Annotated in this window: 23 protein-coding genes and 1 pseudogene; 14 read left to right on the top strand and 10 right to left on the bottom strand. The window is 61.3% G+C overall.

The window, feature by feature from the left end; all coding sequences use genetic code 11:
- Positions 1–28: 28 nt before the first annotated feature.
- The gene (nadC, locus tag ACYVH8_RS10810; RefSeq protein WP_460488861.1) at positions 29–889 is read left to right on the top strand and encodes a carboxylating nicotinate-nucleotide diphosphorylase; all 861 of its coding nucleotides are present in this window, start codon (positions 29–31) and stop codon (positions 887–889) included.
- A gap of 225 nt (positions 890–1,114) precedes the next feature.
- On the opposite strand, the gene ACYVH8_RS10805 is transcribed toward nadC, so the two are convergent.
- From ACYVH8_RS10805 to ACYVH8_RS10770, 8 genes are all read right to left on the bottom strand, one after another.
- Positions 1,115–1,552 carry a MaoC family dehydratase gene (locus ACYVH8_RS10805; RefSeq protein WP_460488860.1) on the bottom strand — a complete coding sequence of 146 codons (438 nt, stop codon included), beginning with the start codon at positions 1,550–1,552 and terminating at the stop codon, positions 1,115–1,117.
- Positions 1,549–2,367, bottom strand: a complete 819-nt coding sequence (locus ACYVH8_RS10800) for an enoyl-CoA hydratase/isomerase family protein (RefSeq protein WP_460488859.1) — start codon at positions 2,365–2,367, stop codon at positions 1,549–1,551. The genes ACYVH8_RS10805 and ACYVH8_RS10800 overlap by 4 nt, the downstream gene beginning before the upstream one ends.
- Entirely contained in the window at positions 2,364–3,893 is a 1,530-nt protein-coding gene (locus ACYVH8_RS10795; protein WP_460488858.1) for a 3-hydroxyacyl-CoA dehydrogenase, read from the bottom strand. Before ACYVH8_RS10795 ends, ACYVH8_RS10800 begins: the two co-directional genes overlap by 4 nt.
- Positions 3,890–4,696 carry an enoyl-CoA hydratase-related protein gene (locus ACYVH8_RS10790; RefSeq protein WP_460488907.1) on the bottom strand — a complete coding sequence of 269 codons (807 nt, stop codon included), beginning with the start codon at positions 4,694–4,696 and terminating at the stop codon, positions 3,890–3,892. The genes ACYVH8_RS10795 and ACYVH8_RS10790 overlap by 4 nt, the downstream gene beginning before the upstream one ends.
- Before the next feature lie 32 nt (positions 4,697–4,728).
- Complete coding sequence (boxA, locus tag ACYVH8_RS10785; protein WP_460488857.1) at positions 4,729–6,003, bottom strand: benzoyl-CoA 2,3-epoxidase subunit BoxA; 1,275 nt, start codon at positions 6,001–6,003, stop codon at positions 4,729–4,731.
- Between the two features lie 83 nt (positions 6,004–6,086).
- Positions 6,087–7,514, bottom strand: coding sequence for a benzoyl-CoA 2,3-epoxidase subunit BoxB (gene boxB, locus ACYVH8_RS10780; RefSeq protein WP_460488856.1), 1,428 nt, complete (start codon positions 7,512–7,514; stop codon positions 6,087–6,089).
- Between the two features lie 13 nt (positions 7,515–7,527).
- A complete protein-coding gene (gene boxC, locus ACYVH8_RS10775) occupies positions 7,528–9,186 on the bottom strand; it encodes a 2,3-epoxybenzoyl-CoA dihydrolase (RefSeq protein WP_460488855.1) in 1,659 nt (552 codons plus the stop codon).
- A 94-nt stretch (positions 9,187–9,280) separates the two neighbouring features.
- Positions 9,281–10,243 (bottom strand): helix-turn-helix transcriptional regulator, encoded by a 963-nt coding sequence (locus ACYVH8_RS10770; RefSeq protein ID WP_460488854.1) that lies wholly within the window; start codon positions 10,241–10,243, stop codon positions 9,281–9,283.
- Positions 10,244–10,330: 87 nt separating this feature from the next.
- Between ACYVH8_RS10770 and ACYVH8_RS10765 the strand changes: the two genes are divergently transcribed.
- From ACYVH8_RS10765 to ACYVH8_RS10720, 10 genes are all read left to right on the top strand, one after another.
- Complete coding sequence (locus tag ACYVH8_RS10765) at positions 10,331–10,798, top strand: DUF4863 family protein (RefSeq protein ID WP_460488853.1); 468 nt, start codon at positions 10,331–10,333, stop codon at positions 10,796–10,798.
- 17 nt (positions 10,799–10,815) lie between these two features.
- Positions 10,816–12,372, top strand: coding sequence for a 3,4-dehydroadipyl-CoA semialdehyde dehydrogenase (locus ACYVH8_RS10760; protein WP_460488852.1), 1,557 nt, complete (start codon positions 10,816–10,818; stop codon positions 12,370–12,372).
- A gap of 39 nt (positions 12,373–12,411) precedes the next feature.
- A complete protein-coding gene (locus ACYVH8_RS10755) occupies positions 12,412–14,001 on the top strand; it encodes a benzoate-CoA ligase family protein (RefSeq protein ID WP_460488851.1) in 1,590 nt (529 codons plus the stop codon).
- The gene (locus tag ACYVH8_RS10750; RefSeq protein WP_460488850.1) at positions 13,998–14,798 is read left to right on the top strand and encodes an alpha/beta fold hydrolase; all 801 of its coding nucleotides are present in this window, start codon (positions 13,998–14,000) and stop codon (positions 14,796–14,798) included. The genes ACYVH8_RS10755 and ACYVH8_RS10750 overlap by 4 nt, the downstream gene beginning before the upstream one ends.
- A gap of 10 nt (positions 14,799–14,808) precedes the next feature.
- Positions 14,809–15,975, top strand: a complete 1,167-nt coding sequence (locus ACYVH8_RS10745) for an ABC transporter substrate-binding protein (RefSeq protein WP_460488849.1) — start codon at positions 14,809–14,811, stop codon at positions 15,973–15,975.
- Positions 15,976–16,089: 114 nt separating this feature from the next.
- On the top strand, positions 16,090–16,971 hold the full coding sequence (locus ACYVH8_RS10740; RefSeq protein ID WP_460488848.1) for a branched-chain amino acid ABC transporter permease: 882 nt from the start codon (positions 16,090–16,092) through the stop codon (positions 16,969–16,971).
- Positions 16,972–16,981: 10 nt separating this feature from the next.
- Positions 16,982–17,968, top strand: a complete 987-nt coding sequence (locus tag ACYVH8_RS10735) for a branched-chain amino acid ABC transporter permease (RefSeq protein ID WP_460488847.1) — start codon at positions 16,982–16,984, stop codon at positions 17,966–17,968.
- A complete protein-coding gene (locus ACYVH8_RS10730) occupies positions 17,965–18,723 on the top strand; it encodes an ABC transporter ATP-binding protein (protein ID WP_460488846.1) in 759 nt (252 codons plus the stop codon). The genes ACYVH8_RS10735 and ACYVH8_RS10730 overlap by 4 nt, the downstream gene beginning before the upstream one ends.
- 1 nt (position 18,724) lies before the next feature.
- Positions 18,725–19,447 carry an ABC transporter ATP-binding protein gene (locus tag ACYVH8_RS10725; RefSeq protein ID WP_460488845.1) on the top strand — a complete coding sequence of 241 codons (723 nt, stop codon included), beginning with the start codon at positions 18,725–18,727 and terminating at the stop codon, positions 19,445–19,447.
- 99 nt (positions 19,448–19,546) lie between these two features.
- Positions 19,547–20,803 carry an ABC transporter substrate-binding protein gene (locus tag ACYVH8_RS10720; protein WP_460488844.1) on the top strand — a complete coding sequence of 419 codons (1,257 nt, stop codon included), beginning with the start codon at positions 19,547–19,549 and terminating at the stop codon, positions 20,801–20,803.
- 121 nt (positions 20,804–20,924) lie between these two features.
- Here the strand turns inward: ACYVH8_RS10720 and ACYVH8_RS10715 are convergent, their stop codons facing one another.
- Together ACYVH8_RS10715 and ACYVH8_RS10710 are read right to left on the bottom strand one after the other, a co-directional pair.
- Positions 20,925–22,100 (bottom strand): M20 aminoacylase family protein, encoded by a 1,176-nt coding sequence (locus tag ACYVH8_RS10715; RefSeq protein ID WP_460488843.1) that lies wholly within the window; start codon positions 22,098–22,100, stop codon positions 20,925–20,927.
- The gene (locus ACYVH8_RS10710) at positions 22,097–23,074 is read right to left on the bottom strand and encodes a tripartite tricarboxylate transporter substrate binding protein (protein ID WP_460488842.1); all 978 of its coding nucleotides are present in this window, start codon (positions 23,072–23,074) and stop codon (positions 22,097–22,099) included. The genes ACYVH8_RS10715 and ACYVH8_RS10710 overlap by 4 nt, the downstream gene beginning before the upstream one ends.
- Positions 23,075–23,196: 122 nt before the next feature.
- Here ACYVH8_RS10710 and ACYVH8_RS10705 point away from each other — a divergent pair, with 122 nt between their 5' ends.
- The 3 genes and pseudogenes from ACYVH8_RS10705 to ACYVH8_RS10695 all read left to right on the top strand — a co-directional run bounded on the left by ACYVH8_RS10705 (position 23,197) and on the right by ACYVH8_RS10695 (position 25,301).
- Positions 23,197–24,078, top strand: a complete 882-nt coding sequence (locus ACYVH8_RS10705; RefSeq protein WP_460488841.1) for a LysR family transcriptional regulator — start codon at positions 23,197–23,199, stop codon at positions 24,076–24,078.
- A gap of 284 nt (positions 24,079–24,362) precedes the next feature.
- Positions 24,363–25,115 (top strand): annotated as a pseudogene (locus ACYVH8_RS10700) (ISL3 family transposase); the annotation flags it as partial.
- 18 nt (positions 25,116–25,133) lie between these two features.
- Entirely contained in the window at positions 25,134–25,301 is a 168-nt protein-coding gene (locus ACYVH8_RS10695; RefSeq protein ID WP_460488906.1) for an IclR family transcriptional regulator domain-containing protein, read from the top strand.
- Positions 25,302–25,380 lie beyond the last annotated feature (79 nt).

Below are 25,380 nucleotides of genomic sequence, written 5' to 3'. Positions count from 1 at the left end.
TAGAGGGCGAACTCCTGTCCGTACGAACATGCAAGACAAGCTCATTCCCGCCGCCCAGGTGCAAGACGACGTCCGCCGCGCCCTCGCCGAGGACGTCGGCAGCGGCGATGTGACGGCTTCCCTGGTTCCCACCGGCCAGCGCGTCACCGCCACGATCATCTGCCGCGAGCAGGCCGTGCTCTGCGGCCGGCCCTGGGTCGACGAGGTGCTGCGCCAGGTCGCACCTGCGGCCAAGGCCAACTGGCTGCTCCACGATGGTGACCGCACCACCCCCGGCAGCAAGGTGGTGGAAATCGAAGGCCTCGCGCGCGAGCTGCTCACCGTCGAACGCACCTGCCTCAATTTCCTGCAGACGCTCAGCGCGGTGGCGACCAAGACGGCGCAATACGTCGAAACCGTGCGCGGCGCCAACGCCTCCATCATCGACACGCGCAAGACCATTCCGGGCCTGCGCGTGGCACAGAAGTACGCGGTGCGCTGCGGCGGCGGAAAAAACCATCGCATGGGCCTCTACGACGCTGTCCTGATCAAAGAAAACCATATCGCCGCCGCCGGCAGCCTTACCGCCGCCTTCCGGGCGGCCCAGGCACTGAAGCAGCCGGTGGACTTCATCCAGGTCGAGGTTGAGACCCTTCCGCAGCTGCGCGAGGCACTCGATGCCGGTGTCACCATGGTGCTGCTGGACAACATGAAGCTGGAGACCATCCGCGAAGCGGTGCACCTAGCCGCCGGCCGCTGCAGCCTGGAGATCTCCGGCGGCGTCAAGCTGGAGACCCTGCGCGAGCTGGCCGAGACCGGCGTCGACCGCATCTCAGTGGGCGGCCTGATCAAGGACATCAAGGCGGTCGATTTCTCGATGCGGTTCGCCGAGAAGCCGGTCGAGCGCTGAGGCCGACGGTGCCGCGTCCTGCCTCAGCTCGGGTTGGCCGGCATCCACCGTCAGCGCAGATGGCCAGGATCGAATAGGCAGCGACGTCCAAGCCCCGGGCCGGAAGTTCCTCAGCCTGAGGCAGGCCACTGTCATTCCGTGAATCCCATGATGTCATCGCCACTGTGGAGTGACGCTCTTGATGGCGCACAGGCCATGCTTCCCCTGCATTCACCCGGCTGGTATCTACGTCTTCAGATCGAACAGGCTGGTCGCCTCCAGATCGAGCACCTCGGTACCCTCGGCATTGAAGAGCTGCCAGCGCCAGCGCAGGATGCCCAAAGATGACTGTTGGCGCGAACGGCGGGTTTCCAGCACCGTGGCCACGAGTCGCAGATCGTCGCCCGGGCGTACGGGGTGTGACCATTTGACGTAGGACAGTCCCGGCGAGGCAAAGGACTCAGAGCCCTGCAGCGCTGCGTCTGTCACGAGGCGCATCGCCATGCTGCAGGTGTGCCAGCCGCTCGCAATCAGGCCGGTGAAACGGCTGTGGCGGGCAAGCGCGGGGTCCGTATGGAACCACTGGGGGTCGTAGGCTTGGGCAAATTGCAGAATTTCGGCTTCGGAAACTTTGTAGGGGCCGGCTTCAATCTGTTGGCCTGGTTCGAAATCGGCGAACTTCATTGGGTGGTGGATGGGAAAACGGGGACGCGCTTCTCTTGGAGCGCAGCCAGCCCCTCGCGTGCGTCAGCCGAGGCGAAGCCCATCATTTCAAAAGCCAGAGAATGTTCGAAGGCGGGCCAGGCGGCTCGCAGCCAGTGGTTGAGGCTGCGCTTGGTGTAAGCCTGGGCCGTGCGGCTGCCGCGAGCGAGACGGCGTGCGATTGCACGGGACTTTGCGTCGAGTTCTCCGGGCGTCACGGCCAGGCTGACCAGGCCGATGCGTTCAGCCTCGATGCCATCCAGCACATCGCAGGTGAGCAGGTAATACTTCGCCTTGGCCATGCCGCAAAGCAGCGGCCAGATCACGGCAGCATGGTCGCCGGCAGCCACACCGAGCTTGGTATGACCGTCGATGATTTTGGCCTGGGTCGAAGCGACCGAGATGTCGGCCAGCAAGGCAACCGCGGCGCCAGCCCCGACGGCCGCGCCGTTGATCGCTGAGACGATGGGCACGTCGCAGTCGATCATGCCCTGGACCAGGTTGCGGGCCTCTTGCATCACCCGTTGGCGGGCGGTTTCGCTGTTGAGCAGATCCTCGACCAGATCCATCGTTCCGCCGGCACAGAAGCCCTTGCCCTCGCTGCGCACCAGGATGGCCCGCACATCGGAATCGGCGGCGAGCTGGGTCCAGATCGTGCCCAGGGCAGCGTGTGCACCTGCATCGGTGGCCGGCATGCCGCCAGCAGGGCCAAACACCAGTTCGGCGATGCCGGCATCCTCGCCCTCACGGTGAATGAGAACCTGCAAGTCCGGTCCGAGGTCGATGGTACGTGTCATGTATTGGGTTCCGATTGGCGACGCAGCCAGGGGCTGCTGCGGTAGCGTTCGCCGCAGTATTCGGCATCCAGGGCGCGCAGCACGGCCAGAACCCGTGTCTTGCCCAGGGACTGCAGCCATTCAAAGGGGCCCGCCGGATAGTTGACGCCCAGCTTCATGGCCGCATTGGCGTCGTCAGGCGTACACACGCCCTGTTGCACGGCGTCAGCCGCCTCATTGATCAGCATGGCCACGGTGCGGGCCACAGCCAGGCCCGGGGTGTCACCGAGCTGCACCGGAGTCCAACCCAGAGCTGCCAGCCAGGCCGGCGCAAGGCGCGCCCACTCTGTGCTGGCTTGTGGTGTCAGCGCGTAGGCCAGATGCGGCTGTTCCATGGCTGGGCCGGCACCGAGCGCGGCCAGCGGCCAGTCCAGCACTGCAACATCGGATGGCGCAAAAGTCGCAGCCAGCGCCTGTGCGGTCCGGCCGTCACTGAATGCGAGGTAAGCCGAGTCGAGCTGCACGCCCGTCCAGACACTCTGCGGAACACGCTGCAATCTGGCGGCCGGTGCGGCACGTCCCAGCCGCTCGACCAGCAGTTCGGCCAACTTGCCTTGCCCGTGCACGGTGACAAGCGCAGGAAGTGTCAGGGGCGTGAGCATTGGGGACGGTAGAGGCGCGGCTCCATCAGGATAGGTATAGAAGCCACGGCCACTCTTGCGGCCCAGCAAACCGCCGGCTACGAGTTCAGCCTGCAACAGGCTGGGGACGTAGCGCTTGTCCTGAAAGTTGGCATCGTAAACCGAGCGGGTGACCGCGAAGTTGGTGTCATGGCCGATCAAATCCATGAGTTCGAAGGGGCCCATGCGAAATCCGGCGGCGCGCAGGCAGGCATCCATTTGTGCCGGGCTGCCTGCCAGTTCCTGCAACAGGGTCAGGCTCTCGGCATAGAAGGGGCGAGCGATGCGGTTGACGATGAAACCGGGTGTGCTCTTGGTGTGCACTGGCACTTTTCCCCAGGCGCGAGCCAGCGCTTCGATCTGCTCCGCTACCGCTGGATCGGTGCGCAGGCCATGCACGACTTCGACCAGCCTCATGAGCGGCACAGGGTTGAAGAAATGCATGCCGACCAGGCGCTCAGGGCGCTCCAGATCTTTGCCTATCGCCGTGACGCTGAGGGAACTGGTGTTGGTGCAAAGAATGGCGGATGCAGGCAGAAGTGATTCAAGTGCCTGGAAAAGCGCACGCTTGGCGTCCAGGTTTTCCACGATGGCCTCGACAACCAGTTCGGCCAGCCCGGCTTCGGTCAGCGTCTCGACGGCGATGATGCGGTCCAGGGCTGCCGCCGATTCGGCTGCCGAGAGTTTTCCCTTGGCAAGCAGAGTCTCAAAAGTGCCGGCAAGTTTTGTGCGGGCCTGGGCGGCAGCACCCGCACGCTGGTCGTACAGATAGACACGGTGACCCGCCTGGGCAGCGATCTGGGCGATGCCGGCACCCATGATGCCGGTTCCGACCACAAGGACAGGCGGGACGTACGGCGCGCTCATGCCTGCGGAATCCAGCAGGCCGGACGCTTGGCGAGGAAGGCGTCAAAGCCTTCGCGGGCCTCGTCGCTTCCGCGGACACGGGCGATGGTCTGCGCTGTGAGTTCACGCACTTCATCGCTGATGGGACCGACGTGGAGTTGGGCGAAGAGTGCCTTGATCTCCTGCTGCGCGCCCGGTCCGCCCGCCAGCAGCTCGGCGACGACTTTATCCACGGCCTCGTCCAGCGCAGCGAGCGGCACGACCTGGTGCACCAGACCCATGGTCAACGCTTCATGCGCACCGACGCGAGCGGTCGTGAGGGCCAGGCGGCGCGCCTGGCGTTTGCCCACGGCATTGACCACATAGGGGCCGATCACGGCAGGCAGGATGCCGAACTTGGCTTCGCTCACGCTGAAGCTGGCCTGCTCTGCAGCAATGGCCACGTCGCAGGCACAAGCCAGGCCGACGCCGCCACCGAGTGCGGCACCTTGGATGCGCGCTAAGGTGGGTTTGGGGCAGCGTTCGATCTGGGCCAGCATCCCGGCGAATCGGCGTGCGTCTTCGAGATTCCATGCATGAGTGGCCTGACTGGCACGTTTCATCCATTGCAGGTCGGCGCCGGCGCTGAAATGCTTGCCTTCGCCGGCGAGCACGATCATGCGCACAGTCTCGTCAGCCTCCAGCTGGGCGAAAACCGTGTCGAGCTCTTGAATCATCTGCTCGTCGAAGGCATTAAAAACGGCCTCTCGGGCCATGGTGACTTGGGCCACGCCAGGTGCCCTGGTATGAACACGCAGGGTTGGCGAGGTCAGGGGAGTACTCATGTTCATCGTGATGACGTTTGTGGGAGGAGTCGTCAATAGGTTTCCAGGTGCAGACGACCGTCGCGTTTCAGGGCCACGGCGATGTTCTCCCAGCTCTGACCAGCGGCCTGGGCGATATCGCGCAGGGCTAACACGACACCCTCTTCCATGCTCTTGAGGCCACAGACATAGAAGTAGGCATTCGGATCCGCAAGCAAGGGTGCAAGGTCGCTTGAGCGCTGGCGCATCAGGTCCTGCACGTACGTCTTGGGTTGACCTGGCTTGCGACTGAACGCCAGGCTGATGTCGATGAAATCCTTGGGCAGGCTTTGCAGCGGGCCAAAGTAGGGAAGCTCTTCCGGGGTCCGTGCGCCAAAGAAAAGCATCAGCTTGCCACCTTCGAATTTCCCGGATTGCCGCAGGCGACGGCGCCACTCCGTCATCGCTCGCATCGGGGCGCTGCCGGTGCCGGTGCAGATCATGACGATATGGCTCTTGGGGTGGTTTGGCATCAGGAAACTGTTGCCAAACGGTCCGATGACCTGGACCTTGTCGCCAACCTTCAGGTCGCACATATAGTTCGACGCCACGCCGCGCACAGGCTTACCCTGGTAATCCTCAAGTACGCGCTTGATGGTGAGCGAGACGTTGTTGTAACCCGGGCGCTCGCCATTTCGTGGACTGGCGATGGAGTACTGGCGTGCGTGGTGGACCCGACCTTCGGCATCTGTTCCCGGGGGGATGATGCCAATCGATTGACCCTCGAGAACAGGAAACGGCAGCGAGCCAAAGTCCAGAACGATGTGATGGGTGTCGTAGTCCTTGCCCACCTCGGTCACGCGAACATTGCCTGCCACTGTTGCGCTTACAAACTTCTCGCTGGCTTTGAGACCATAGATGTTGGTATAGGGGTGAGCGGCCGACCAGGGAGGGAGTGTCGCGCCCACATTGACTTGAACAGGCGCAGTGCTTGCAGGTTGCGAGGAGGTGGCGAGGGCACTCTGGCTGACGGTCGCTGCGGGTGCAGTGGCCCCTGCTTCCGCGAGTTGTTCGGTGGTCAGTTCGTCGGGCAGCTCATCCCAGCCCAATTGCTCTTCAACGGTATACGGCTTGATGACCGGCATGACACGCCAGTTGTCGATCGAGCCCGTGGGGCATGGGGGGACACAGGCCATGCACAAATTGCACTTCGATGCATCCACGACATAGTTTCGGCTGTCGTGGGTGATGGCGTCCACCGGACAGGTGGCTTCACAGGTATTGCAGCGGATGCAGATCTCGGGATCAATCAGATGCTGCTTGATGACGTTGCTTTCGGACATATTCATGGCTTCAGACCCCATAAAACGAACAGCGGGTTAAGCGGCGGTTATCGCCTGCCTAACCCGCCTTGCGAATGGTCCCGGACCCCTCAGTTAAAGCGGACGTACTCGAAGTTCGCGGGCTGGCGATTGATGCCCATGACGGGAGGGGCTATCCAGTTGGCGAACTTGCCAGGCTCAACGACACGGCCCATCAGGGATGCAACGTAGGCGCGATCCTCGTCCGTCGGCAGCCATTCCTTGACCTTGGTATTCCACTCGCTTTCGGACATCACGCGTCCGTCCGGCGAGACCTTGACGCCAGCCAGTGTGCCGATGTTGCGATGGAAGGCCTTGTGGGGGACGGTGAGCCGGAACTGGATGCCGGCCTTTTCGATCACGCGGTTCCAGCGGTCGACACCCGCCTTGGAATCGGTGATGTAGTCGTCGCGCAGAACCTCGTTCAACGCGTTGAGCATCGGAACTTCCTTCTCGAGCAGCCGATCACCCTGCACTTCGAGAATCTTGTACGTTTGACCCTTGAGAACGTGGTCATCTGTACGTTTGCCCTCTTCGTACCGACCTTTGAGGCCGGAGCTGTAGAAGATGGCGGCGTTCGAGGACTGGTCGGCGCCAAACAGGTCGATGGTGACGCTGTAGTGGAAGTTGATGTAGCGCTGAATCGTCGGCAGATCGATCACGCCAGCTGCCCGCAGCTTGCCCACGTCGTCTGTCTTGAGCTGGTTCATCATGTCCACCGTGCGCTGGATCACGCGGCTCACGCCAGATTCACCCACAAACATGTGGTGCGCCTCTTCCGTCAGCATGAACTTGGTGGTGCGAGCCAGGGGGTCGAAGCTGCTCTCGGCCAGGGCGCAGAGCTGGAACTTCCCGTCGCGGTCCGTGAAGTAGGTGAACATGAAGAAGCTCAGCCAGTCCGGCGTCTTCTCATTGAAGGCTTCCAGGATGCGCGGGTTGTCATCGTTGCCGCTGCGGCGATCCAGCAGAGCTTCGGCTTCCTCGCGGCCATCACGGCCGAAGTACTTGTGCAGCAGATAGACCATGGCCCAGAGATGCCTGCCTTCTTCAACGTTGACCTGGAACAGGTTGCGCAGGTCATACATGCTGGGGCAGGTCAGGCCGAGATGGCGTTGCTGCTCGACCGATGCCGGTTCCGTGTCACCCTGGGTGACGATGATGCGGCGCAGGTTCGCACGGTGCTCGCCGGGGACGTCCTGCCAGGCGGCTTCACCCATGTTGTCGCCGAAATGGATCTTGCGATCTTGCTCGGCCGGGTTCAGGAAGATGCCCCAGCGGTAGTCGGGCATCTTGACGTGGCCGAACTGGGCCCAGCCCTGCGGATCCACGCTGACGGCGGTGCGCAGGTAGACATCGAAGTCGTGGGAACCTTCCGGTCCCATGTCCTGCCACCAGGCCAGGTAGTTGGGCTGCCAATGCTCCAACGCGCGCTGCAGCGTACGGTCTTCGCTGAGATTGACGTTGTTCGGGATCTTCTCGCTGTAGTTGATGCTGCTCATGTTCGTTGTCTCCTTAAACTCGATTCCAATCAAACGCGGCTTTTTCGCCCTTGCCATACACCTTCAGCGCGCCCTTTTCCCCGACGGCGTTGGGACGCTGGAAAATCCAGTTCTGCCACGCAGTGAGGCGGCCGAAGATGCGGGTGTGCATGTTTTCCTGGCTGTTGAAGCGCAGATTGGCTTCCAGGCCAGTCAGTGCGTCGGGCGACATCGCCACACGCTCTTCGATGGCGATGCGAACCTCGTCTGCCCAGTCGATGTCGTCGGGGTTTGAGGTGACCAGGCCCAGTTCGAAGGCAGCGTCTGCATCCAGCGACTGGCCGGCCTTGGCGCGCACGGCATCCAGCGGACCTTGCTCTTCATAAAAGCGCCGCGCCAGACGGCTCTGGCCTGTGGCCATGGGATAGAGGCCGAAGTTGGTTTCGCCAACGACCATCTTGGGGGCCTTGGCCTCGTCATCGGGCAACGCAAGGTGGTAGCTACGGTCGCAGGCAAGCGCCAGTTCAAGCAGGGTGCCCGAAAAGCAGGAACCAGGCTCGATGAGTGCGAACAGGCTGCGCGAGGACACGTCCAGACGGCTGAACACGCGGCGCAGCAGGCCGATGGTCTCGCGCACCAGCCAATGGTTCTGGTGCTTGATCAGCACGGCGTCAAGCGCCTGCACCGTCGACGCATCGCCTTCGGTCTTGAGCAGCCAGATGCCGATGTCGAGCTCATTGGTCCGCATCGACAGGATGGCGTCGTCGAGTTCACGGGCCATCTGCAGCGCATACCAGCCGGCGCCAGCCGCTTCGATGGCGGTGGTGTCCGCTGGCTGCGCGCCCTGGGGCGCCTTGACGGTGAACGTGGCGGTCCGTGCTGCGCGGTCGATTTGAACGGTGACGTGTTGATAGCGCAGGGCATCGGTCTCGATCACCCGCTGCAGCGGCGGCAGCGTGATGCCCTGAGCGTTGCTGGGGCGGTCGCTTTGGGCGGCCAGGGCCAGGGCCCGCTCTCGCACCTTCTGCGAAAAAACTGCGGGCTTGGCAATATCGTCAACCAGGCGCCAGTCCTTGGCTTTCTGGCCACGCACGCCTTCGGAGGTGGTGCAGAAGATATCCGCCAGATCGTGGCGCACATGACGCTTGTCCGTCACTCGCGTCAGGCCGCCCGTGCCGGGCAGAACACCCAGCAAGGGCACTTCAGGCAGGCTCACCGCGCTTGAACGATCATCGATCAGCAGGATCTCGTCGCAGGCCAGCGCCAGCTCGTAGCCGCCACCTGCACAAGCGCCATTGATCGCGGCAATGAATTTCAGGCCACTGTGCTTGGAGGAGTCCTCGATGCCATTGCGCGTTTCATTGGTGAACTTGCAGAAGTTCACTTTCCACGCGTGGCTGGACAGGCCCAGCATGAAGATGTTGGCCCCAGAGCAGAACACTCGGTCCTTGCCGCTGGTGACCACGACGGTGCGTACTTCGGGATGCTCGAACCGGATGCGGTTCAGCGCATCGTTGAGTTCAATGTCGACGCCGAGGTCGTAGCTGTTGAGCTTGAGTTTGTAGCCAGGTCGAAGGCCAGCGTTCTCATCGATGCTGACGCTGAGCGTCGCAATCGGGCCATCGAAACTCAGCTTGAGGTGCTTGTAGTGCGACGGGCTGGTTTGGTATTCCACACGGGGATCGGTGCTCACAGTGCCTCCAATAAGCAAGATAATGCCTAGATCGAATTGATGTAAGCATCATAATGCATATCATTGGCTTGTCAAGCATTATCTTGCATAATCTTTATTCGCTCAGTTGAAGTGCCTTGCGGACAAGCTCCCGCAGGAGCTGAAACGTGGGTTCCAGAGGTTGTGCGCTGGTGTTCAGGGTGAGTTCGGCCTTGGAATAGAAGGGGCCCCTGCCGGTCAGAATGCTTTTGAGGTCCTCCATGGCCTCTTTGCTGGCGGCCATGGGGCGAAGATCGCCTTGCGCCATGACCCGTTTCATATGGTCTTCGGGATTGGCCTGCAGCCAGACCGTCGTGCAATGCGCCAGGAGCAGATTGAAGGCGGCGGGATCGGAGACGAGTCCCCCGGGTGTTGCGATCACCGCTTCCGAATGGATCTGGATTGCCTCCTCGAGGGCGCGGAGCTCATACCGGCGATAGGCATTGATGCCATAGAGGGCGGTGATCTCGGCGATGCTGCACCCGGCGAACTTCTCGATCTCTCGGCTCAGCTCCACGAAGGGGAACCCCAGATCAGCCGCCAGTCGCTTGCCCAGGGTTGATTTTCCTGCGCCGCGCAGGCCTATGAGCGCGACTCTGGGGCTCCGCCCAGCGTTTCCACCGCCGGTGCCCAGCATTTCGCCTATGGCCACACGTACTCGGCGTAGGGTGGCCTCGTCTCGTTGTTCCAGCATCTCCCGGATCAGCAGCCATTCGGGGGAGGAGGTCGTGATATCGCCCAGCAGCTCGGCCAGCGAGCAGCGCAATGCTGTGGCCAGCTGCAGCAGCACGAGGAAGGATGCATTGCCGACGCCGTACTCAAGATTGGCCAGGTGGCGTTCCGAGATATCTGCAGCAACGGCCAGGGCCTTGCGAGTCATGCCCCGGCTTGACCGGAGTGACCGGACCCGCTCTCCCAGCACGGCCAGAAACGGATTTCGATCTTCTGAAGCGGCATCCCCGGAGCGCACCGGCTCCTGGTCGCCGCCCCCTCCGGAATTAGGTGTTAACCCGGAATCATGCAATATAGTGCTTGACATGGTGCAAAGGAGTGCTTAAGGTTCGTACGCACAATAGTTCATCTTTTAGAGAAACGCAAGCCCAGTTCATCAACTTGAGCTCGATATATGACCCAGGAACAGTTCAAACAGGCACTTGCCAGTCTAACGGCCCAACTCAGCGGGCGGTCGCTAGACGAATCCCTTGAGGGATGGCTCAACACCGAACATGGCGCAGGGAGCGCTCTGTACCAGTCTCTCAAACAGGCTTGCCGGGTCGGTGTCGAGGAGGGGTGGCTGTGCAACCGCGAAGGCGGCGGGCTGCGATACGGGCGTATCTTCAAGCCCGCCCCGGAGCTACACGGGTTCTCTGTCGACGTGGTTGATATGAAGGACATCGTAGGTCCTCACCACACGCACCCCATGGGTGAAATTGATCTCATCATGCCAATCGACGAAGGCGCACTCTTCAATGGTCACCGTGCCGGATGGCTGGTCTGTCCACCCGGCAGTGCGCACAAGCCCACGGTCAGCCAAGGCCGTGCCTTGGTGCTCTATTTGCTGCCCGAGGGGCGCATCGAATTCACCCGCAACTGAGCAACAACATATTCCCTATGACTGAACTTCTCCCCAATTTCCTCGGTGGCCGTTGGCACAACGGCTCTGGCGCTGGCACCGCACTCGTCGATCCCATTCTGGGTACCGAGTTGGTGCGCGTGGATGCCACCGGCCTGGACCTGGCCGCGGGTTTTGCACATGCAAGACAGCAAGGTGGCGCCGCCTTGCGCGCCATGACCTTCCGTGAACGCGGCGCCATGCTCGCGGCCGCTGCCAAGGTTCTGCAGGCCCATCGCGATGCCTACTACGAGATATCTACCGCCAACAGTGGAACGGTGAAGAATGACACGGCCGTGGATGTCGACGGCGCGATCTACACACTGGGAACGTACGCGAAGCTCGGCGAATCTCTGGGCGATCAGCGTTACCTCCTGGAGGGTGACGCGGTGCGATTGGGCAAGGATCCCCTCTTCCAGTCGCAACACGTGCTTGTGCCGACCCGTGGCGTCGCGCTGTTCATCAACGCCTTCAATTTTCCAGCCTGGGGTCTGTGGGAAAAGGCCGGGCCGGCCTTGCTGTCCGGTGTTCCCGTCGTCGTCAAGCCTGCGACGGCGACGGCATGGCTGACCCAGCGCATGGTCAAGGATGTGGTCGATGCGGGTGTCCTGCCTGCAGGGGCTTTGTCGGTGATCTGCGGCAGCCCGGCGGGGCTGCTGGATGTGCTGCAGCCTTTCGATGTGCTGTCCTTCACCGGATCGGCCGACACCGCCGAGAAGATCCGCTCTCACAGCGCCGTGGCACGGAACTCGGTGCGTGTGAATATCGAGGCGGACAGTGTCAATTCCGCGGTGCTGCTGAACGGCGAGGGGCCCGACAGTGCGGCCTTCGAGTTGCTGGTCAAAGAGGTTGTCCGGGAAATGACCGTGAAGACGGGGCAGAAATGCACGGCAATTCGCCGGGTCTTTGTGCCGGAGGCGCTCTATGACGCCGCCGCGCAAGCCATCGGCGCAAGGTTGGCCAAGACCACCGTGGGCAATCCCCGCAATGAGTCGGTGCGCATGGGCTCGCTGGTCAATCGTGCTCAATGGGTCAGCGTGAAGCAGGGCATAGAGGCGCTGCGTCAGTGTGGTGAAGTTCTTTTTGATGGAGCGAACACGACACTGATGGATGCTGATGCCTCAGTGGCCTGCTGCGTCGGCCCTATGTTGCTGGGAACACGCGACACGGATAACGCGATGATCCACCGCACGGAGGTGTTCGGGCCCGTGGCTACGCTGATGCCCTATCGGGACGCAGAACACGGCCTGGATCTGATCCGTCGAGGTGAGGGTTCGCTGACTGTGTCTGTCTACGGCAGTGAGCCACAGGCGCTGTCACAGGCGGCACTGGCGCTGGCGGACAGTCACGGCCGGGTCCACGTGGTGTCGCCGGATGTCGCGCAGTTGCATACGGGGCACGGCAATGTCATGCCGCAGTCTTTGCATGGCGGGCCGGGCCGGGCCGGCGGCGGCGAGGAGTTGGGTGGCCAGCGGGCCCTCAACTTCTACCACCGGCGCAGTGCCATCCAGGCGAGCACGGTGGTCTTGCAGAGACTGCAGCCGACAGACCGCTGAGCCAGGCAAGCAAGACAGGAAAAGAATCAGGAGAAAAGAATGCAAACGGATATTCACCCTCCAGGCGAGCGCTTCAACTTCGCCCAGCATCTGATCAAACGCAATGCGGGCAGAACTGGCAAGGCTGCTTTCATCGACGATGCCGGGGTTCTGAGCTACGGGCAGCTGGATGAGCGCTTGCGGAGGATGGCTTCGGCGTTGCTGGCGGCTGGCGTGCGCCGCGAAGAGCGAGTGCTGCTGCTGATGCATGATTGCAACGACTGGCCGGTCAGTTACCTCGGGGCCATGTATGCAGGGATCGTGCCGGTCGCTGTCAATACGCTGCTGACGGCGGAGGATTACACCTATATGCTGCAGCACAGTCGCGCGCAGGCCGTGCTGGTGTCAGCTGCGTTGCTGCCCGTCTTGCAGACCGCGATGCTGGCTGCCGCAGGGAATGGGGGGCACGAGGTTCGGCGAGTGATCGTGTCACGCCTCACAGGCGCAGTGCCCGAAGGCGCAGAGGCGCTGGACGAATTCCTGAGCAAGCACGATCCGATGGCTGCGCCCGCCATGACCGGGCCCGATGACCCAGGCTTCTGGTTGTATTCGTCTGGCTCGACCGGCAAGCCCAAGGGGGCCTTGCACAGTCAAGCCAACCCTTACTGGACAGCCGAACTCTATGGTACGCCCGTATTGGGCCTGACCGAGAGCGACGTCTGCTTCTCCGCTGCCAAGCTTTTCTTTGCCTATGGCTTGGGCAATGCTCTGAGTTTTCCGCTCAGCGTTGGCGCCACGGTCATCCTCATGGCAGAACGCCCGACCCCTGATGCGGTTTTCAAACGCTGGCGCGGTGCGATCGGTGCCGTCAAGCCGACCGTGTTTTTCGGAGCGCCGACGGGTTACGCCGGCATGCTGGCTGCGCCGACCCTGCCGGCGCGCAAGGACGTGGCGTTGCGCTTGGCCTCGTCGGCGGGTGAGGCACTGCCGGCGGATATCGGCCAGCGTTTCACCGCGCAGTACGGCGTGGAAATCGTGGATGGCATCGGTTCAACCGAGATGTTGCATATCTTCCTTTCCAATCTGCCTGGCAAGGTGCGCTACGGCACGACAGGCTGGCCCGTTCCGGGGTACGAGGTGGAGCTGCGTGGTGAAGACGGGCGCCCCGTGCCGGACGGCGAGACTGGCGACCTTTACATCAAGGGCCCGAGCGCCGCGTTGATGTACTGGGGTAACCGGAGCAAGACAAGAGACACCTTTCAGGGGGAGTGGACCAAGAGCGGCGACAAGTATGTGCGCAACCCGGATGGAACCTATACCTATTCGGGACGTAGCGATGACATGCTCAAGGTCAGCGGAATCTATGTGTCGCCCTTCGAGGTCGAGGCAACGCTGGTTCAGCACCCAGCGGTCCTTGAGGCAGCCGTGATCGGTGTCAATGACCAGAATGGGTTGACCAAGACCAAGGCCTATGTGGTGCTCAAGGCGGGGCAGCAGGTCAGCGAAACGGATCTGCAGGGTTTTGTCAAAGACAAGCTGGCTCCGTACAAATACCCGCGATCGATCGAGTTCATCAGTGAGCTACCCAAAACCGCAACCGGGAAAATCCAGCGCTTCCGTCTGCGTGAGCGCGAGGTGGCGATTCGATGAGCGATACGCCGCAGTCTGCGCAAATCCTCTGGCGGGACCGACCGGTGAGCATCGAGTACCGGTGGGTCGGTGATGGCCGTGAGGAGGCGCCGCTGATCATCTTCCTGCATGAAGGGCTAGGATCCCTGGACATGTGGCGGGATTTCCCGCAGCGGCTTTGCGATGAAGTGGGCTATCGAGGACTGGTCTATTCACGCCCCGGCTACGGACGATCGACTCCGCGTGCAACAGGGGAATCCTGGGCCCCGGACTTCATGCACCGTCAGGCTCACGAAGTTCTGCCGGCACTCATGGATGCTCTGGGGGTCGATCCCGCAGTGAATCCACCCTGGTTCTTCGGCCATAGCGATGGGGGTTCCATTGCGCTGTTGCATGCCGCCCGGTATCCGTCCTTTGTCAAAGGACTCATCGTGCTGGCGCCGCACGTGATGGTCGAGGACATTTCGGTCGCCAGCATTGCGCAGGCGCGTACCGCTTACGAATCGACGGATCTGCGCACCCGTCTTGCGCGCTATCACGTTGATCCGGATTCGGCCTTCTGGGGGTGGAACGATATCTGGCTCAAGCCGGAATTCCGCTCCTGGTCAATACGTGATGAGCTCGTCAGCATTCGTTGCCCGGTACTGGCGGTGCAGGGCAACGACGACCAATATGGGACGATGGCGCAGATCCATGAGATTGCCCGCCTCGTTCCTGCGGCCGAACTTCTGGAACTGAAAGATTGCGGTCATTCGCCGCATCGAGATCAGCCGGAAGCACTCATTGCCAGTGTGAACGAATTCATCCACAGACCCTAAGGAGACAACCATGAAATATCTGCGTCGAACCACCTTGGCTCTTGTCGCGACGGCGCTGGCCGCGCCTCTGGCCATGGCCCAGTCCGCTCCCAAGCTGAAGGTCGGCCTCATGCTGCCCTACACGGGTACTTTCGCATCGCTCGGAAACGCGATAGAGAACGGTTTTCGGCTCTACGTGAACGAGCAGGGAGGCAAGCTCGGTGGCCGCGAGATCGAATTCTTCAAGGTTGACGATGAGTCCTCTCCGCCTAAAGCGACCGACAACGTCAACAAGCTGATCAAGCGCGACCAGGTCGATGTCCTGGTTGGCACCGTGCATTCAGGCGTGGCCATGGCCATGGCAAAAGCGGCCAAGGACAGTGGCACCATGCTGATCGTGCCCAATGCCGGCGCTGATGCTGTCACGGGTGCCATGTGCGCACCGCATATCTTCCGCAGTTCATTCTCCAACTGGCAACCCGCCTATGCCATGGGGGAGGTTGCCGCCAAAAAGGGGCACAAGACGGCGATCACGGTGACCTGGAAGTACGCCGCCGGCGATGAGTCGGTGAATGGCTTCAAGGAGGCGTTCGAGAAGAGTGGGGGCAAGGTTGTCAAGCAACTGACCGTTCCCTTCCCGAATGAGGAGTTCCAGGCGCTGCTGACGGAGATCGCATCCACCAAGCCGGACGCTGTTTACACCTTCTTCGCCGGCGCAGGTGCCGTGAAATTTGTGAAGGACTACGCCGGGGCGGGTCTCAAGAAGTCCATTCCGCTCTACGGTGCTGGTTTTCTTACCGACGGCACCCTCGAGGCCCAGGGCGCCGCAGCGGACGGACTCCTGACGACGCTGCACTATGGCGATGAACTGGGCAGAAAGCGCGACACCGATTTCCGCCTGGCCTATGCCAAGGCCTACAAGCTGCAACCCGATGTCTACGCGGTGCAGGGCTATGACGCTGCACAAATCCTGGCAATAGGTTTGAGCGCGGTCAAGGGCGATATCAGCAAGAAAGCCGAATTCGCTGCTGCAGTCGAGAAGGCCAAGATCGACAGCCCGCGAGGAATTTTCACGCTGTCGAAGAGCCACAACCCTGTGCAAGATATCTATCTGCGCGAGGTCAAGGGCCATGTCAATAAGGTCATCGGTGTCGCCAGCAAGGCGCTGGCCGATCCTGGCCGCGGCTGCAAGATGTAATTGCCTCACGGCACCTCTCCACCGATGCCTTTGCAGACCCACGTCTGACCGACGGTGTGTCGCCGGGCTTCGGTGGGGCTTGAGCGCAGGGCGGGTGCCAATGATCGAGATCCCATGGAAATTTCGACTTTTCTCATACAGTGCCTCAACGCACTTCAGTACGGCCTGCTGCTGTTTCTGGTGGCATCAGGGCTGACGCTCATCTTCGGGATCATGGGCGTCATCAACCTCGCCCATGGCAGTTTCTACATGATCGGCTCCTACATGGCCTATGCGCTTGCACCCGTCGTGGCAGCAACGTTTGGCGGCGGATTCATGGCGACGCTGGTTGTCGGCCTGGTGCTCGCCGTTCTGTTGGGCTACGTTTTGGAGTGGGCCTTCTTCAGCTTTCTATATGACCGTGAGCATCTCCAGCAGGTTCTGATGACCTACGGGTTGATCCTGGTCTTCGAAGAATTTCGCAGTTTGCTCGTTGGTGACGATGTGCACGGCGTCGATCCACCGCCCTGGTTGGCCGGGAGTTTTGCACTGGGTGACGTCATGACCTATCCGATATACAGACTCTTCATCTCGGGTGTCTGCGTGGCGGTGGCATTGCTGCTCTATTTCGTCTTTACCCGGACGCGCTTGGGCATGATGATTCGCGCAGGCTCTACCAATCGCGAAATGGTGCAGTCCCTTGGTATCGACATCAAGTTTCTCTACCGCGTGGTATTTGCCGCCGGTGTGGCCCTGGCCGCACTGGCTGGCATGGTGGCCGCTCCGGTTTCATCGGTTTATCCGGGCATGGGCAACCAGGTGCTGATCATCTGCTTTGTGGTCGTGGTGATCGGCGGCATCGGTTCCATCCGAGGTGCCCTGCTGGCATCGCTGCTGATCGGGCTGGTGGACACCTTCGGCAAGGTGTTTTTCCCGCAGGCTGCAGGTGTGCTGGTTTATGTCCTCATGGCACTGGTGCTGCTATGGAAGCCGGACGGCCTCTTCAAGGCAGGTTGAGCAGGTCACCATGAAACATTCAAAAATTCTTTTTGTGCTGGCGAGCTTCGTCCTGCTGGCTGTATTTCCGTTCATGACGGGAAGCTATGGTGTCGATCTGGTGACCAAGATCATGGTCTTTGCCATCTTCGCCCTGAGCCTTGAGCTCCTTGTGGGGAGTACCGGGCTGGTCTGTTTCGGACAGGCCGCGTTTTTCGGCATTGGTGCCTATGCCACGGTTCTGCTGTCTCCGGGTTACGAGTCAAGCGCGATCTGGTGGCTGTTGCCTGCAGCCATGGCAGCAGCAGGGGGCTATGCGCTCTTCATGGGCTCGCTGTCACTCCGTACCAAGGGCGTCTACTTCATCATGGTGACACTGGCATTCGCGCAGATGGCCTATTACGTCATTCACGACACCCCTCTCGGCGGCGGAACCGATGGCATCTATCTCAATGCCAAGCCAACTTGGGGCAACTGGCTGAGCCTGGACAAGGGCGGCGCTCTTTACGCCTTTACCCTGGTCTCTCTGATCGCTGTCTTCGGGTTCCTGGCGCTGTTGCTGCGTTCGCGCTTTGGTCGAGCGCTGGCAGGTATCCGCGTGAATGAACAACGCATGCGGGCAGCCGGGTATCCGACCTATCCCTACAAACTGGCCGCATTCGTGATTTCTGGTGCCATCTCGGGGCTGGCGGGTTTCCTTTTTGCGGTCAAGGACGGGTATGTCAATCCTGAGATGCTGGGCTGGCATCAATCAGGGGCGGTACTGATCATGATTATTTTCGGTGGTCTGGGTCATCTGCGTGGCGCGCTCATCGGGGCCTTCGCTTTTGTCCTCCTGCAAGAGCTCTTCATGTCAGAAGCCATATTTGGAAACTTCGCCAAGCATTGGCACCTGGGGCTGGGTCTGACCATCATTGCCAGTGTGGCTTTGCTGCCGCGCGGTCTGGTAGGCATTCCGAGTCAACTGGTGCAGCGTCTTGCCGGCCGTCGCAGCTTGGCGCCTCAGGAGGAAGCATGAGCGACCTCAACACCGTTCTGCTGCGCTGCTCCGGGATCACACGTCGCTGGGGAGGGCTGGTTGCAGTCAACCAGGTATCGCTGGAGCTGGAGCGCGGATCCGTCCATGCCGTGATCGGAACCAATGGTGCCGGCAAGTCCACGCTGATCAACATTCTTTCCGGCGAGCTGGACCCATCGGATGGTACGGTCGAATTGCTGGGGCAGGACGTCACCGGTTGGGCACAGCCCAAACGTGCGCGTGCGGGTCTCGGCCGCAGCTATCAGCGCAATACGATTTTCCCCAGTTTCACCGTCTTCGAGAACTGCCGTTTGTCTGCCCAGACCCGGTCTCAAAAGCCATGGGCCTGGTGGAGCAATGCCCAGCGTTGCATTGTCAGTACCCAGGCTGCCCATGAGGCTGCATCACGGGCAGGTCTTGGCGATTGCCTCGACCGGCCGGCCGGCTTGCTGTCGCATGGCCAGAAGCGGCAACTGGAAATCGCCATGTGCCTGGCCACGGCGCCTCAGGTGTTGTTGCTGGACGAGCCACTGGCTGGCATGGGAGCCGAAGAAACCGAACGGATGCTGCGCTTGCTGGGCGAATTGAGACAAGAGCATGCCATCCTCCTGGTGGAGCACGATATGGACGCGGTCTTCCGTGTCGCCGATCGCATCACGGTCATGGTCAATGGCAGCGTTCTGGCCTCGGGTACGCCGGATGCGGTACGCAACAACATCGATGTGCAGGCAGCTTATCTTGGGGGAGGGCACTGAGATGAATGTTGCCAGGAACGATCTGATCCTTGACGCATCGGGCGTGCATGCCTGGTACGGCTCCAGTCACGTTTTGCATGGCGTGGACTTCAGCATCGCGCGTGGTGAGACTGTCGGCCTGCTGGGGCGCAATGGTATGGGGAAAAGCACGCTCATCCGCACACTGATGGGGCACGTCACGCAGCGCGAAGGCAGCATCCATCTTTTTGGCCAGGATGTCTCCCGCGCGCGACCGCATGAGGTCTCCCGTCTTGGGGTGGCCTATGTGCCAGAGGGGCGTGGCATCTTCCCGAATCTCAGCGTTCGAGAAAACCTCGTCATGGCAGCGCGGGCAGGTCGTGATGGTCGGAAAGAGTGGACTCTGGAGCGTGCGCTCGCCACATTTCCACGGCTGAGCGAGCGACTGACCCATATGGGTGCTCAGCTCTCGGGTGGAGAGCAGCAGATGCTCTCAATCAGCCGTGCCCTGATGACGCACCCGGATCTCATCATCCTGGATGAAGCGACGGAGGGCCTGGCCCCGCTGATCGTGGTTGAAATCTGGCGCGTCATCGACGATATCCGGAGCAGCGGAATCGCCACGCTGATCGTTGATCGCGACTACCGCAAAGTCCTCGCTGGTTCTGACCGCGCATTCGTTTTGCAGAAAGGTCAAGTCGTATTGCAGGGCGGTGCGGAGGAAATTAGGGGAAATCCAGAACTCTCAAGTTACCTGGGAGTCTGAGGTGTCTGCAACACCAGAACCAGCGCAATACATGGGCAGTTTCGATATGACCAAGTATGGCTTCCTGCGTAAGGTCTAAAGACGAAACCAAAGGGAAATATGATGTGGGCTCAACGTTTGAGGTGGATCTTTGTTCTCGCTTGGGCGCTGTGCAGCATGGCTCAGGCAGAGATTGTCATTGCGCAAATCTCGCCGCGAACGGGCCCCTTGAGCCCGAACGGCATGGGGAACTTCATTGGAGCCAAGGCCGTCATTGATGAAGTCAACTCTCAAGGAGGCATCCACGGTCAAAAGATCCGCCTCGTGTTCGAAGATGATCAATACAAGCCCAGTGAAACCGTTCGTCTGCTGCAACAGGTGGCAGAGCGCGACAAACCTGTGCTGTTCCTGAATCTGCTTGGCTCCGCAAATGTTGCTGCCGTGATTCAGGACAAGACACTCGAACGCTTGGGTATCCCCGCGGTGGGCATTACGCCTGGGTCGGAAGCGTTGCGCTCCCCCGGTAGCCCTTGGATGTTTCACGTGCAAGCAGGTGACAAACTGCAACTGCAGAAAATCATTACGCACCTGTCCACCATCGGCATCTCATCGATTAGCGTCGTCTACCAAGACATTCCGTTTGGGCAAAGCGGTCTGCGCTTTTTGGAGGAGTTTGCAAATCAAGCGGGTGTCAAACTGATCGAGCGCGTGCCGGTCAAGCCTGGCAGTGACGATCTGCGCGAGGCCGCTGCGCAACTCAAGAAGTCGGGCGCGCAGACATACGTCATGGTGCTTGTCCCGAACAGTGGGGCTTCACTTGTTCGGGACGTTCGTGGCGCTGGTGACATGACGCCTGTTTATGGCATGTCTTACATCAGTGTCAGCGAGGTCATCGGAAAGGCGGGTGCAGTGCAGGCGGTCGGGGTTGCTCTGGCGCAAATTACTCCGAATACCTACAGTGACAGCAGTGGTATGACCCGACGGTTCAAGGACGTCATGCAACGCTTTGGCCCTGGAGATCCACCACCGGACCAGTTTCAGCTGATCGGTTACGCGGCTGCTAGCGTGGCCGTTGAAGCGCTACGCCGGGCCGGTCCTCAGCCAACGCCAGCCAAGTTGCTTGCAACGCTGAGGACCTTGAAGTTGGACGAGGGCGGTTTTCCAATTGACTTCACCCTTGGAAACGTGGGTTCGATGTACGTCAATATCGGGGTCATCAGCAAATCAGGCCGGCTGACCTANACTCGTCTGCCCCTCGCTGTGCCATGCGGCGTTGCAAATGCTCGCCGGGCCTACGGGCCCGTCTGTGCTTTGCGCCTTGCCTGCCGCAGCGCTGGTCAGCCGCTTGCCGGCGATCTCACAGATTCAGTCTACTAGTGATCCGTGCAGGAGTGCAGTTTGACGAAGGCTTAAAGGGCCAAGCAAACCATCGGGGGAATCGGGGGAAGCCCCATCCGGATCTTGTGGCGACGCGAGCTTGCCATCGACCGTGATGACGCTAGGCCGACAGGTAAGTCTCCACCAGGGCTGCCCAGTACGCGGCGCCAGTGCCGAGGATGTCGTCGTTGAAGTCATAACCCGGGTTATGCACCATGCACGCACCCGCAGAGGTGCCGTTACCATTGCCGATCAGCAAATAGCTGCCAGGAACCTGCTCAAGCATGAAGGCAAAGTCTTCGCTGCCAGTTAATGGAGGTCCTTGGAGGGTGACGCCCTGTTCGCCCAACAGGCCGATGCCGACGCGACGGGCAAACTCGGTTTCCTGCGCTGCGTTGATCAGTACGCTATAACCTGCGCGCCAGTCGACTTCAGCGGCTACACCGAAGCTGGTCGCCTGCGCGATCACCAGCTCGCGGATGCGCTGCTCCAGCAGGGCGCGCACCTCAGGGTCGAGTGCGCGCACGCTAAGTTCGAGAACGGCCTGGTCCGGGATGACGTTGTTGGCTTGGCCGGCGTGGAGGGCGCCCACAGTGACTACCGCAGTTTGCTGGGGATCGACGTTGCGTGAAACCACGGTCTGCAAGGCCAATACGATGGCCGCCGCGGCGACCAGCGGATCGCGAGCCAGATGGGGCATGGCACCGTGCCCACCCCGGCCTTGCACCCGGATCGTGGCGTAGTCGCTGGACGCCATCGTCGGCCCTTCGCGGAACACCAGGTGGCCGCTTGGGACGCCTGGCATGTTGTGCATGGCGAATACGGCATCGCAGGGGAAGCGCTGGAACAGGCCGTCGTTCATCATGCGCAACGCGCCGCCGCCGCCTTCCTCTGCGGGTTGGAAGATCAGATGCAGGGTGCCGTCAAAGTGCGATTCGCGGGAAATCGACTGTGCGGCAGCCAGCAGCATCGCGGTATGGCCGTCATGCCCGCAGGCATGCATGCGACCCGCGTGGCGGCTGGCCCAGGGTTTCCCCGGCGACTCCTGAATCGGCAGGGCGTCCATGTCGGCGCGCAGGCCCAAGCGCCGGTTGCTCACGCCGCGTCGCAAGGTCCCTACGACGCCGGTACCTCCCAGGCCCCGGTGTACTTCGTAACCCCAAGCCGCCAGTTTGCCGGCGACCAGATCCGCCGTCCGGTGCTCCTCGAAGGCCAGTTCGGGGTGCTGGTGGATGTCGCGCCGCAGCTGGATAAATTCCCCTACCCGGGCGTGCAGAGCGTCACGCAGATAGCTCATTGTGGTTGCAGGTTGATCGACTTGGCGATCGCACGGAATTGGGCGATACCGTCGGCATAAGCCTTGTCGACCATGGCTGGGGACAGTGGCTGGGCCACCAGCTGGCTGGCGTTTTCCAGGCCGCTGCGTACCTGGGGATCGGTCAGGCTGCCGGTGATGGCCTTGTAAAGCACCCGAACTTGCGGCTCAGGTGTGTCCTTCTTCACGAAATAGCCGGTCCAGATATTGAAAGTAAAGTTCTTCAATGCTTTGCTTTCGCTGATCGCAGGGAAGTCCTTCACACTGTCGAGTCTCCGGTCGTTGAGCATGGCCAGCACCTTGAGCTTGCCCTGCTTGTGCAGGTCGTCGTATTTCTTCTGGTAGGGGGCGAGGAAGAAGTCCACCTGGCTACCCAGCAGATCCTGCTCGGCCGGCGCGGCGCCGCGGTACGGCACGTGGATCATCGGGATGCCGCTGGTTTTCGAAAGATGCTCGCCCAGCAGGTGGTAAAACGAACCCGGTCCGACGCTGGCGTAAGTGAGCGGCTTGCCGTCCTGAGCCATCTTGCGCGCGTAGTCGAGGAACTCGTCCACGCTGTTTGCAGGCAGGTCTTTGCGCACCAGGAAGCCGATCTGCGCGGTGGCGATCATCTGTACCAGGCGAAACTCCTCGCTACGGAACTTCACCGCGGCGTTGGCCAGCGGCGACAGGATCAGCTCATTGGGCGAGCCTTGGAAGAGGGTGTGGCCGTCGGCTGGGGCGCTGAGGACTTTCTGTGCCGCAATGGCGCCGCTGACGCCGCCCAGATTTTCCACGATAACGGGCTGGCCCAGTTGCTTGGCCAGCGTGCTGTTCACGGTGCGGGCAATCACATCCGACAGGCCGCCGGCGGGATAGGGCACCATGAGCGTCACAGGCTTGGATGGATAAGTTTGCGCGTGCGCAAGGGTAGCGAAGGCCAGAGCGGCGGCGGCGAGGAAGCGGGGCAAGGTCACGGTGTGTCTCCTGGATCAGGTTATGAGAGTTGTGGGATGCATGGTAGAAGCCCCAATTTATGCTGTCTAATGCATTCTTCGTGCTCAATCCATGCATTGAACTCATGCATTAAAAATTCGCCATGACGCTCGTTCAATTACGTCATCTGGCCGACCTGGCGCAGACCTTGTCTTTCAGCCGATCGGCAAAGCGCCTGTTCCTCACGCAGCCGGCGTTGAGTCGCAGCATCCAGGCGTTGGAAGAGGAATTGGGGCATGCGCTGTTCGATCGTCTCGGGCGCCGTATCGAGTTGACCGGATTTGGCCTGTCGGTGGCGCAGCGCGCCCGGCAACTGGTCGAGCAGGCAGACGCCTTGCGCGACAGCGGTCGTGCCATGCGGGAAGGAGAGATGGGGCAGATCCGGATCGGATTGGGCTCTGGGCCTGGGGCCCTGCTCGCGACCGCTTTGCTGAGGCATATGGCCCGGCATGCACCCAGAGCGCAGTTCCAGATCTCACGCGGCAGCACCGAGCTGCTGGTGCAGTCGCTGCGCGAGCGGCAACTCGATGCACTGGTGATCGACATCCGCGCGCTGTCGCCTGCGAGCGACCTGCAGGTCGAGACGTTGGGTGAAATGTCGGCGGCGTTCATGTGCCGTAAGACGCATCCGTTGGCTCGGCTTAAAAGCGTGCGTTGGGAGCAGTTGCGCCAGTACCCCATCGCCTCTACGCCCTTGAGCGATGAGGTGGCCAGAATGCTGGTCGAGCGCTATGGCAGCGGTGCGCACCCGGACCAACTGGTCAATCTGCGCTGCGATGAGATTTCCAGCTTGGTTGATACGGCTCAGCACAGCGATGCGGTTCTGTTGGCGGTGCGAGCCGTGGCGCCCGGGCTGCTGGCACTGCCAGTCGTGCCGAGCCTGAACGCGCGTGCCCGCTTCGGGCTGGTGACCCTGGCGAGTCGCAGCGACGCCCTGCTGTTAGGCCCGCTGCGCGGCCTGATGCAGGACTGCATGCACGACTGAGAAGGTCGTACCACCGCAAACTTATTTGCTGGGGGCGGCGTACTGCAAGCAGCAAGCTCAGCGATGGCCTGTGGTCGGTGAGCCATGCCCTTGCCCGCCGGCACGATGGCTGTTACCGCTTGCTTAATTGCACGGAATAACGGTAAAGTCCGTTTGTGACGGTAAAGTCCGTATATCGCCCTCCACTTGAAATTATTGAAGAGCTTGGACTGATATCGACTTGGTGCGATCCTGCGAACCCCAAAGATGAGTGACTGGTCTGCAGCGATTGCTGCCGGTGAAGGCGCAGACCCAGCCACAGCTACGTCACCTTGGCCGCTGACGCCGATGCCCGGCGCGTGCTGTTCGTCACCGAGGGGCGCGACGCCAAGACCATTGGGCGACTTGCCCAGTATCTGGGGGAGCATGGCTGCCCGGCCCAGAACATCACTTCGGCGAGCATCGACATGTCGCCGGCCTTCATCGCCGGGGTCACTCAGCATCTGCCCAACGCCCGCATCACCTTTAACAAGTTCCACGTCATCGGTCATGCCAGCACGGCGCTGGACCAGATGCGTCGCATCGAGCAACGCACGGACAAGTCCCTCAAAGGCATGCGCTGGACTTTGCTCAAGGACACGGCCACGCTCAAGCCCCAGGCGGCGGCTGACCTGGATGCCCTGATTGCCAAGATGACGGTCAAGCGCACCGCGCGCGCCTGGGCCTACAAGGAGCAACTGCGTGAAATCCTGGATCGAAAGCAGATCCATGTCGTGCGCGCCATGCTCAAGCGTTGGTGCAATTGCGTGATGCGCTCCAAGGTCGAGCCGATGAAGGAGGTGGCCAAGATGATCCGAACTCGCACGGAGGGCATCGTGGCCTGGGCGCAGACACGCCAGGCCAATGGATTCCTGGGGGCCATCAATGGCTTGTTCCAGGCCGCCAAGCGGCGTGCTCGTGGCTTCACGCGCATCGACACGATCAGAACGGTGATTTTCCTGATCGCTGGCCGCCTCGACTTCCATGCCATCAACCCTCATGCTGGGCAACCCACTTGAAATTCAACAGAGCCTGAAATAGGGGGCAGGTCGATCGCTGTCCCTCTGTACAACATGGGGGGCCTGGTTGTCGGTGCTCTGAGTCTTTCCAGTCGCGCCGACCGCATGACCGCCAGTGAAATGGCCGAGCAATTGCTTCCAGCCATGCTTCGTAGCCAGGCGTGGGTCCGCTCAAGGTTGTCCTGAAGTCATCAGCTTGCCCATCGCCCCGAGCGGCAGTCATGGTAGCGGCCGCATCGGCGCGCAGCGCAGTGTCGATCGGGCA

It is taken from the genome of Curvibacter fontanus, assembly GCF_054780335.1.
This window is presented reverse-complemented; position numbering and strand designations above follow the sequence as displayed.

Excerpts from the sequence above, each read along its gene's own strand:
- nadC (WP_460488861.1), top strand. The coding sequence starts at position 29 with ATGCAAGACAAGCTCATTCCCGCCGCCCAGGTGCAAGACGACGTCCGC.
- ACYVH8_RS10730 (WP_460488846.1), top strand. The coding sequence starts at position 17,965 with ATGAGCGACCTCAACACCGTTCTGCTGCGCTGCTCCGGGATCACACGT.
- ACYVH8_RS10800 (WP_460488859.1), bottom strand. The coding sequence starts at position 2,367 with ATGACACGTACCATCGACCTCGGACCGGACTTGCAGGTTCTCATTCAC.
- ACYVH8_RS10795 (WP_460488858.1), bottom strand. The coding sequence starts at position 3,893 with ATGAGCGCGCCGTACGTCCCGCCTGTCCTTGTGGTCGGAACCGGCATC.
- boxB (WP_460488856.1), bottom strand. The coding sequence starts at position 7,514 with ATGAGCAGCATCAACTACAGCGAGAAGATCCCGAACAACGTCAATCTC.
- ACYVH8_RS10745 (WP_460488849.1), top strand. The coding sequence starts at position 14,809 with ATGAAATATCTGCGTCGAACCACCTTGGCTCTTGTCGCGACGGCGCTG.
- ACYVH8_RS10765 (WP_460488853.1), top strand. The coding sequence starts at position 10,331 with ATGACCCAGGAACAGTTCAAACAGGCACTTGCCAGTCTAACGGCCCAA.
- ACYVH8_RS10750 (WP_460488850.1), top strand. The coding sequence starts at position 13,998 with ATGAGCGATACGCCGCAGTCTGCGCAAATCCTCTGGCGGGACCGACCG.
- ACYVH8_RS10705 (WP_460488841.1), top strand. The coding sequence starts at position 23,197 with ATGACGCTCGTTCAATTACGTCATCTGGCCGACCTGGCGCAGACCTTG.
- ACYVH8_RS10725 (WP_460488845.1), top strand. The coding sequence starts at position 18,725 with ATGAATGTTGCCAGGAACGATCTGATCCTTGACGCATCGGGCGTGCAT.
- boxA (WP_460488857.1), bottom strand. The coding sequence starts at position 6,003 with ATGAATATGTCCGAAAGCAACGTCATCAAGCAGCATCTGATTGATCCC.
- ACYVH8_RS10790 (WP_460488907.1), bottom strand. The coding sequence starts at position 4,696 with ATGAGTACTCCCCTGACCTCGCCAACCCTGCGTGTTCATACCAGGGCA.
- ACYVH8_RS10715 (WP_460488843.1), bottom strand. The coding sequence starts at position 22,100 with ATGAGCTATCTGCGTGACGCTCTGCACGCCCGGGTAGGGGAATTTATC.
- ACYVH8_RS10740 (WP_460488848.1), top strand. The coding sequence starts at position 16,090 with ATGGAAATTTCGACTTTTCTCATACAGTGCCTCAACGCACTTCAGTAC.
- ACYVH8_RS10805 (WP_460488860.1), bottom strand. The coding sequence starts at position 1,552 with ATGAAGTTCGCCGATTTCGAACCAGGCCAACAGATTGAAGCCGGCCCC.
- ACYVH8_RS10755 (WP_460488851.1), top strand. The coding sequence starts at position 12,412 with ATGCAAACGGATATTCACCCTCCAGGCGAGCGCTTCAACTTCGCCCAG.
- ACYVH8_RS10770 (WP_460488854.1), bottom strand. The coding sequence starts at position 10,243 with ATGTCAAGCACTATATTGCATGATTCCGGGTTAACACCTAATTCCGGA.
- ACYVH8_RS10735 (WP_460488847.1), top strand. The coding sequence starts at position 16,982 with ATGAAACATTCAAAAATTCTTTTTGTGCTGGCGAGCTTCGTCCTGCTG.
- ACYVH8_RS10760 (WP_460488852.1), top strand. The coding sequence starts at position 10,816 with ATGACTGAACTTCTCCCCAATTTCCTCGGTGGCCGTTGGCACAACGGC.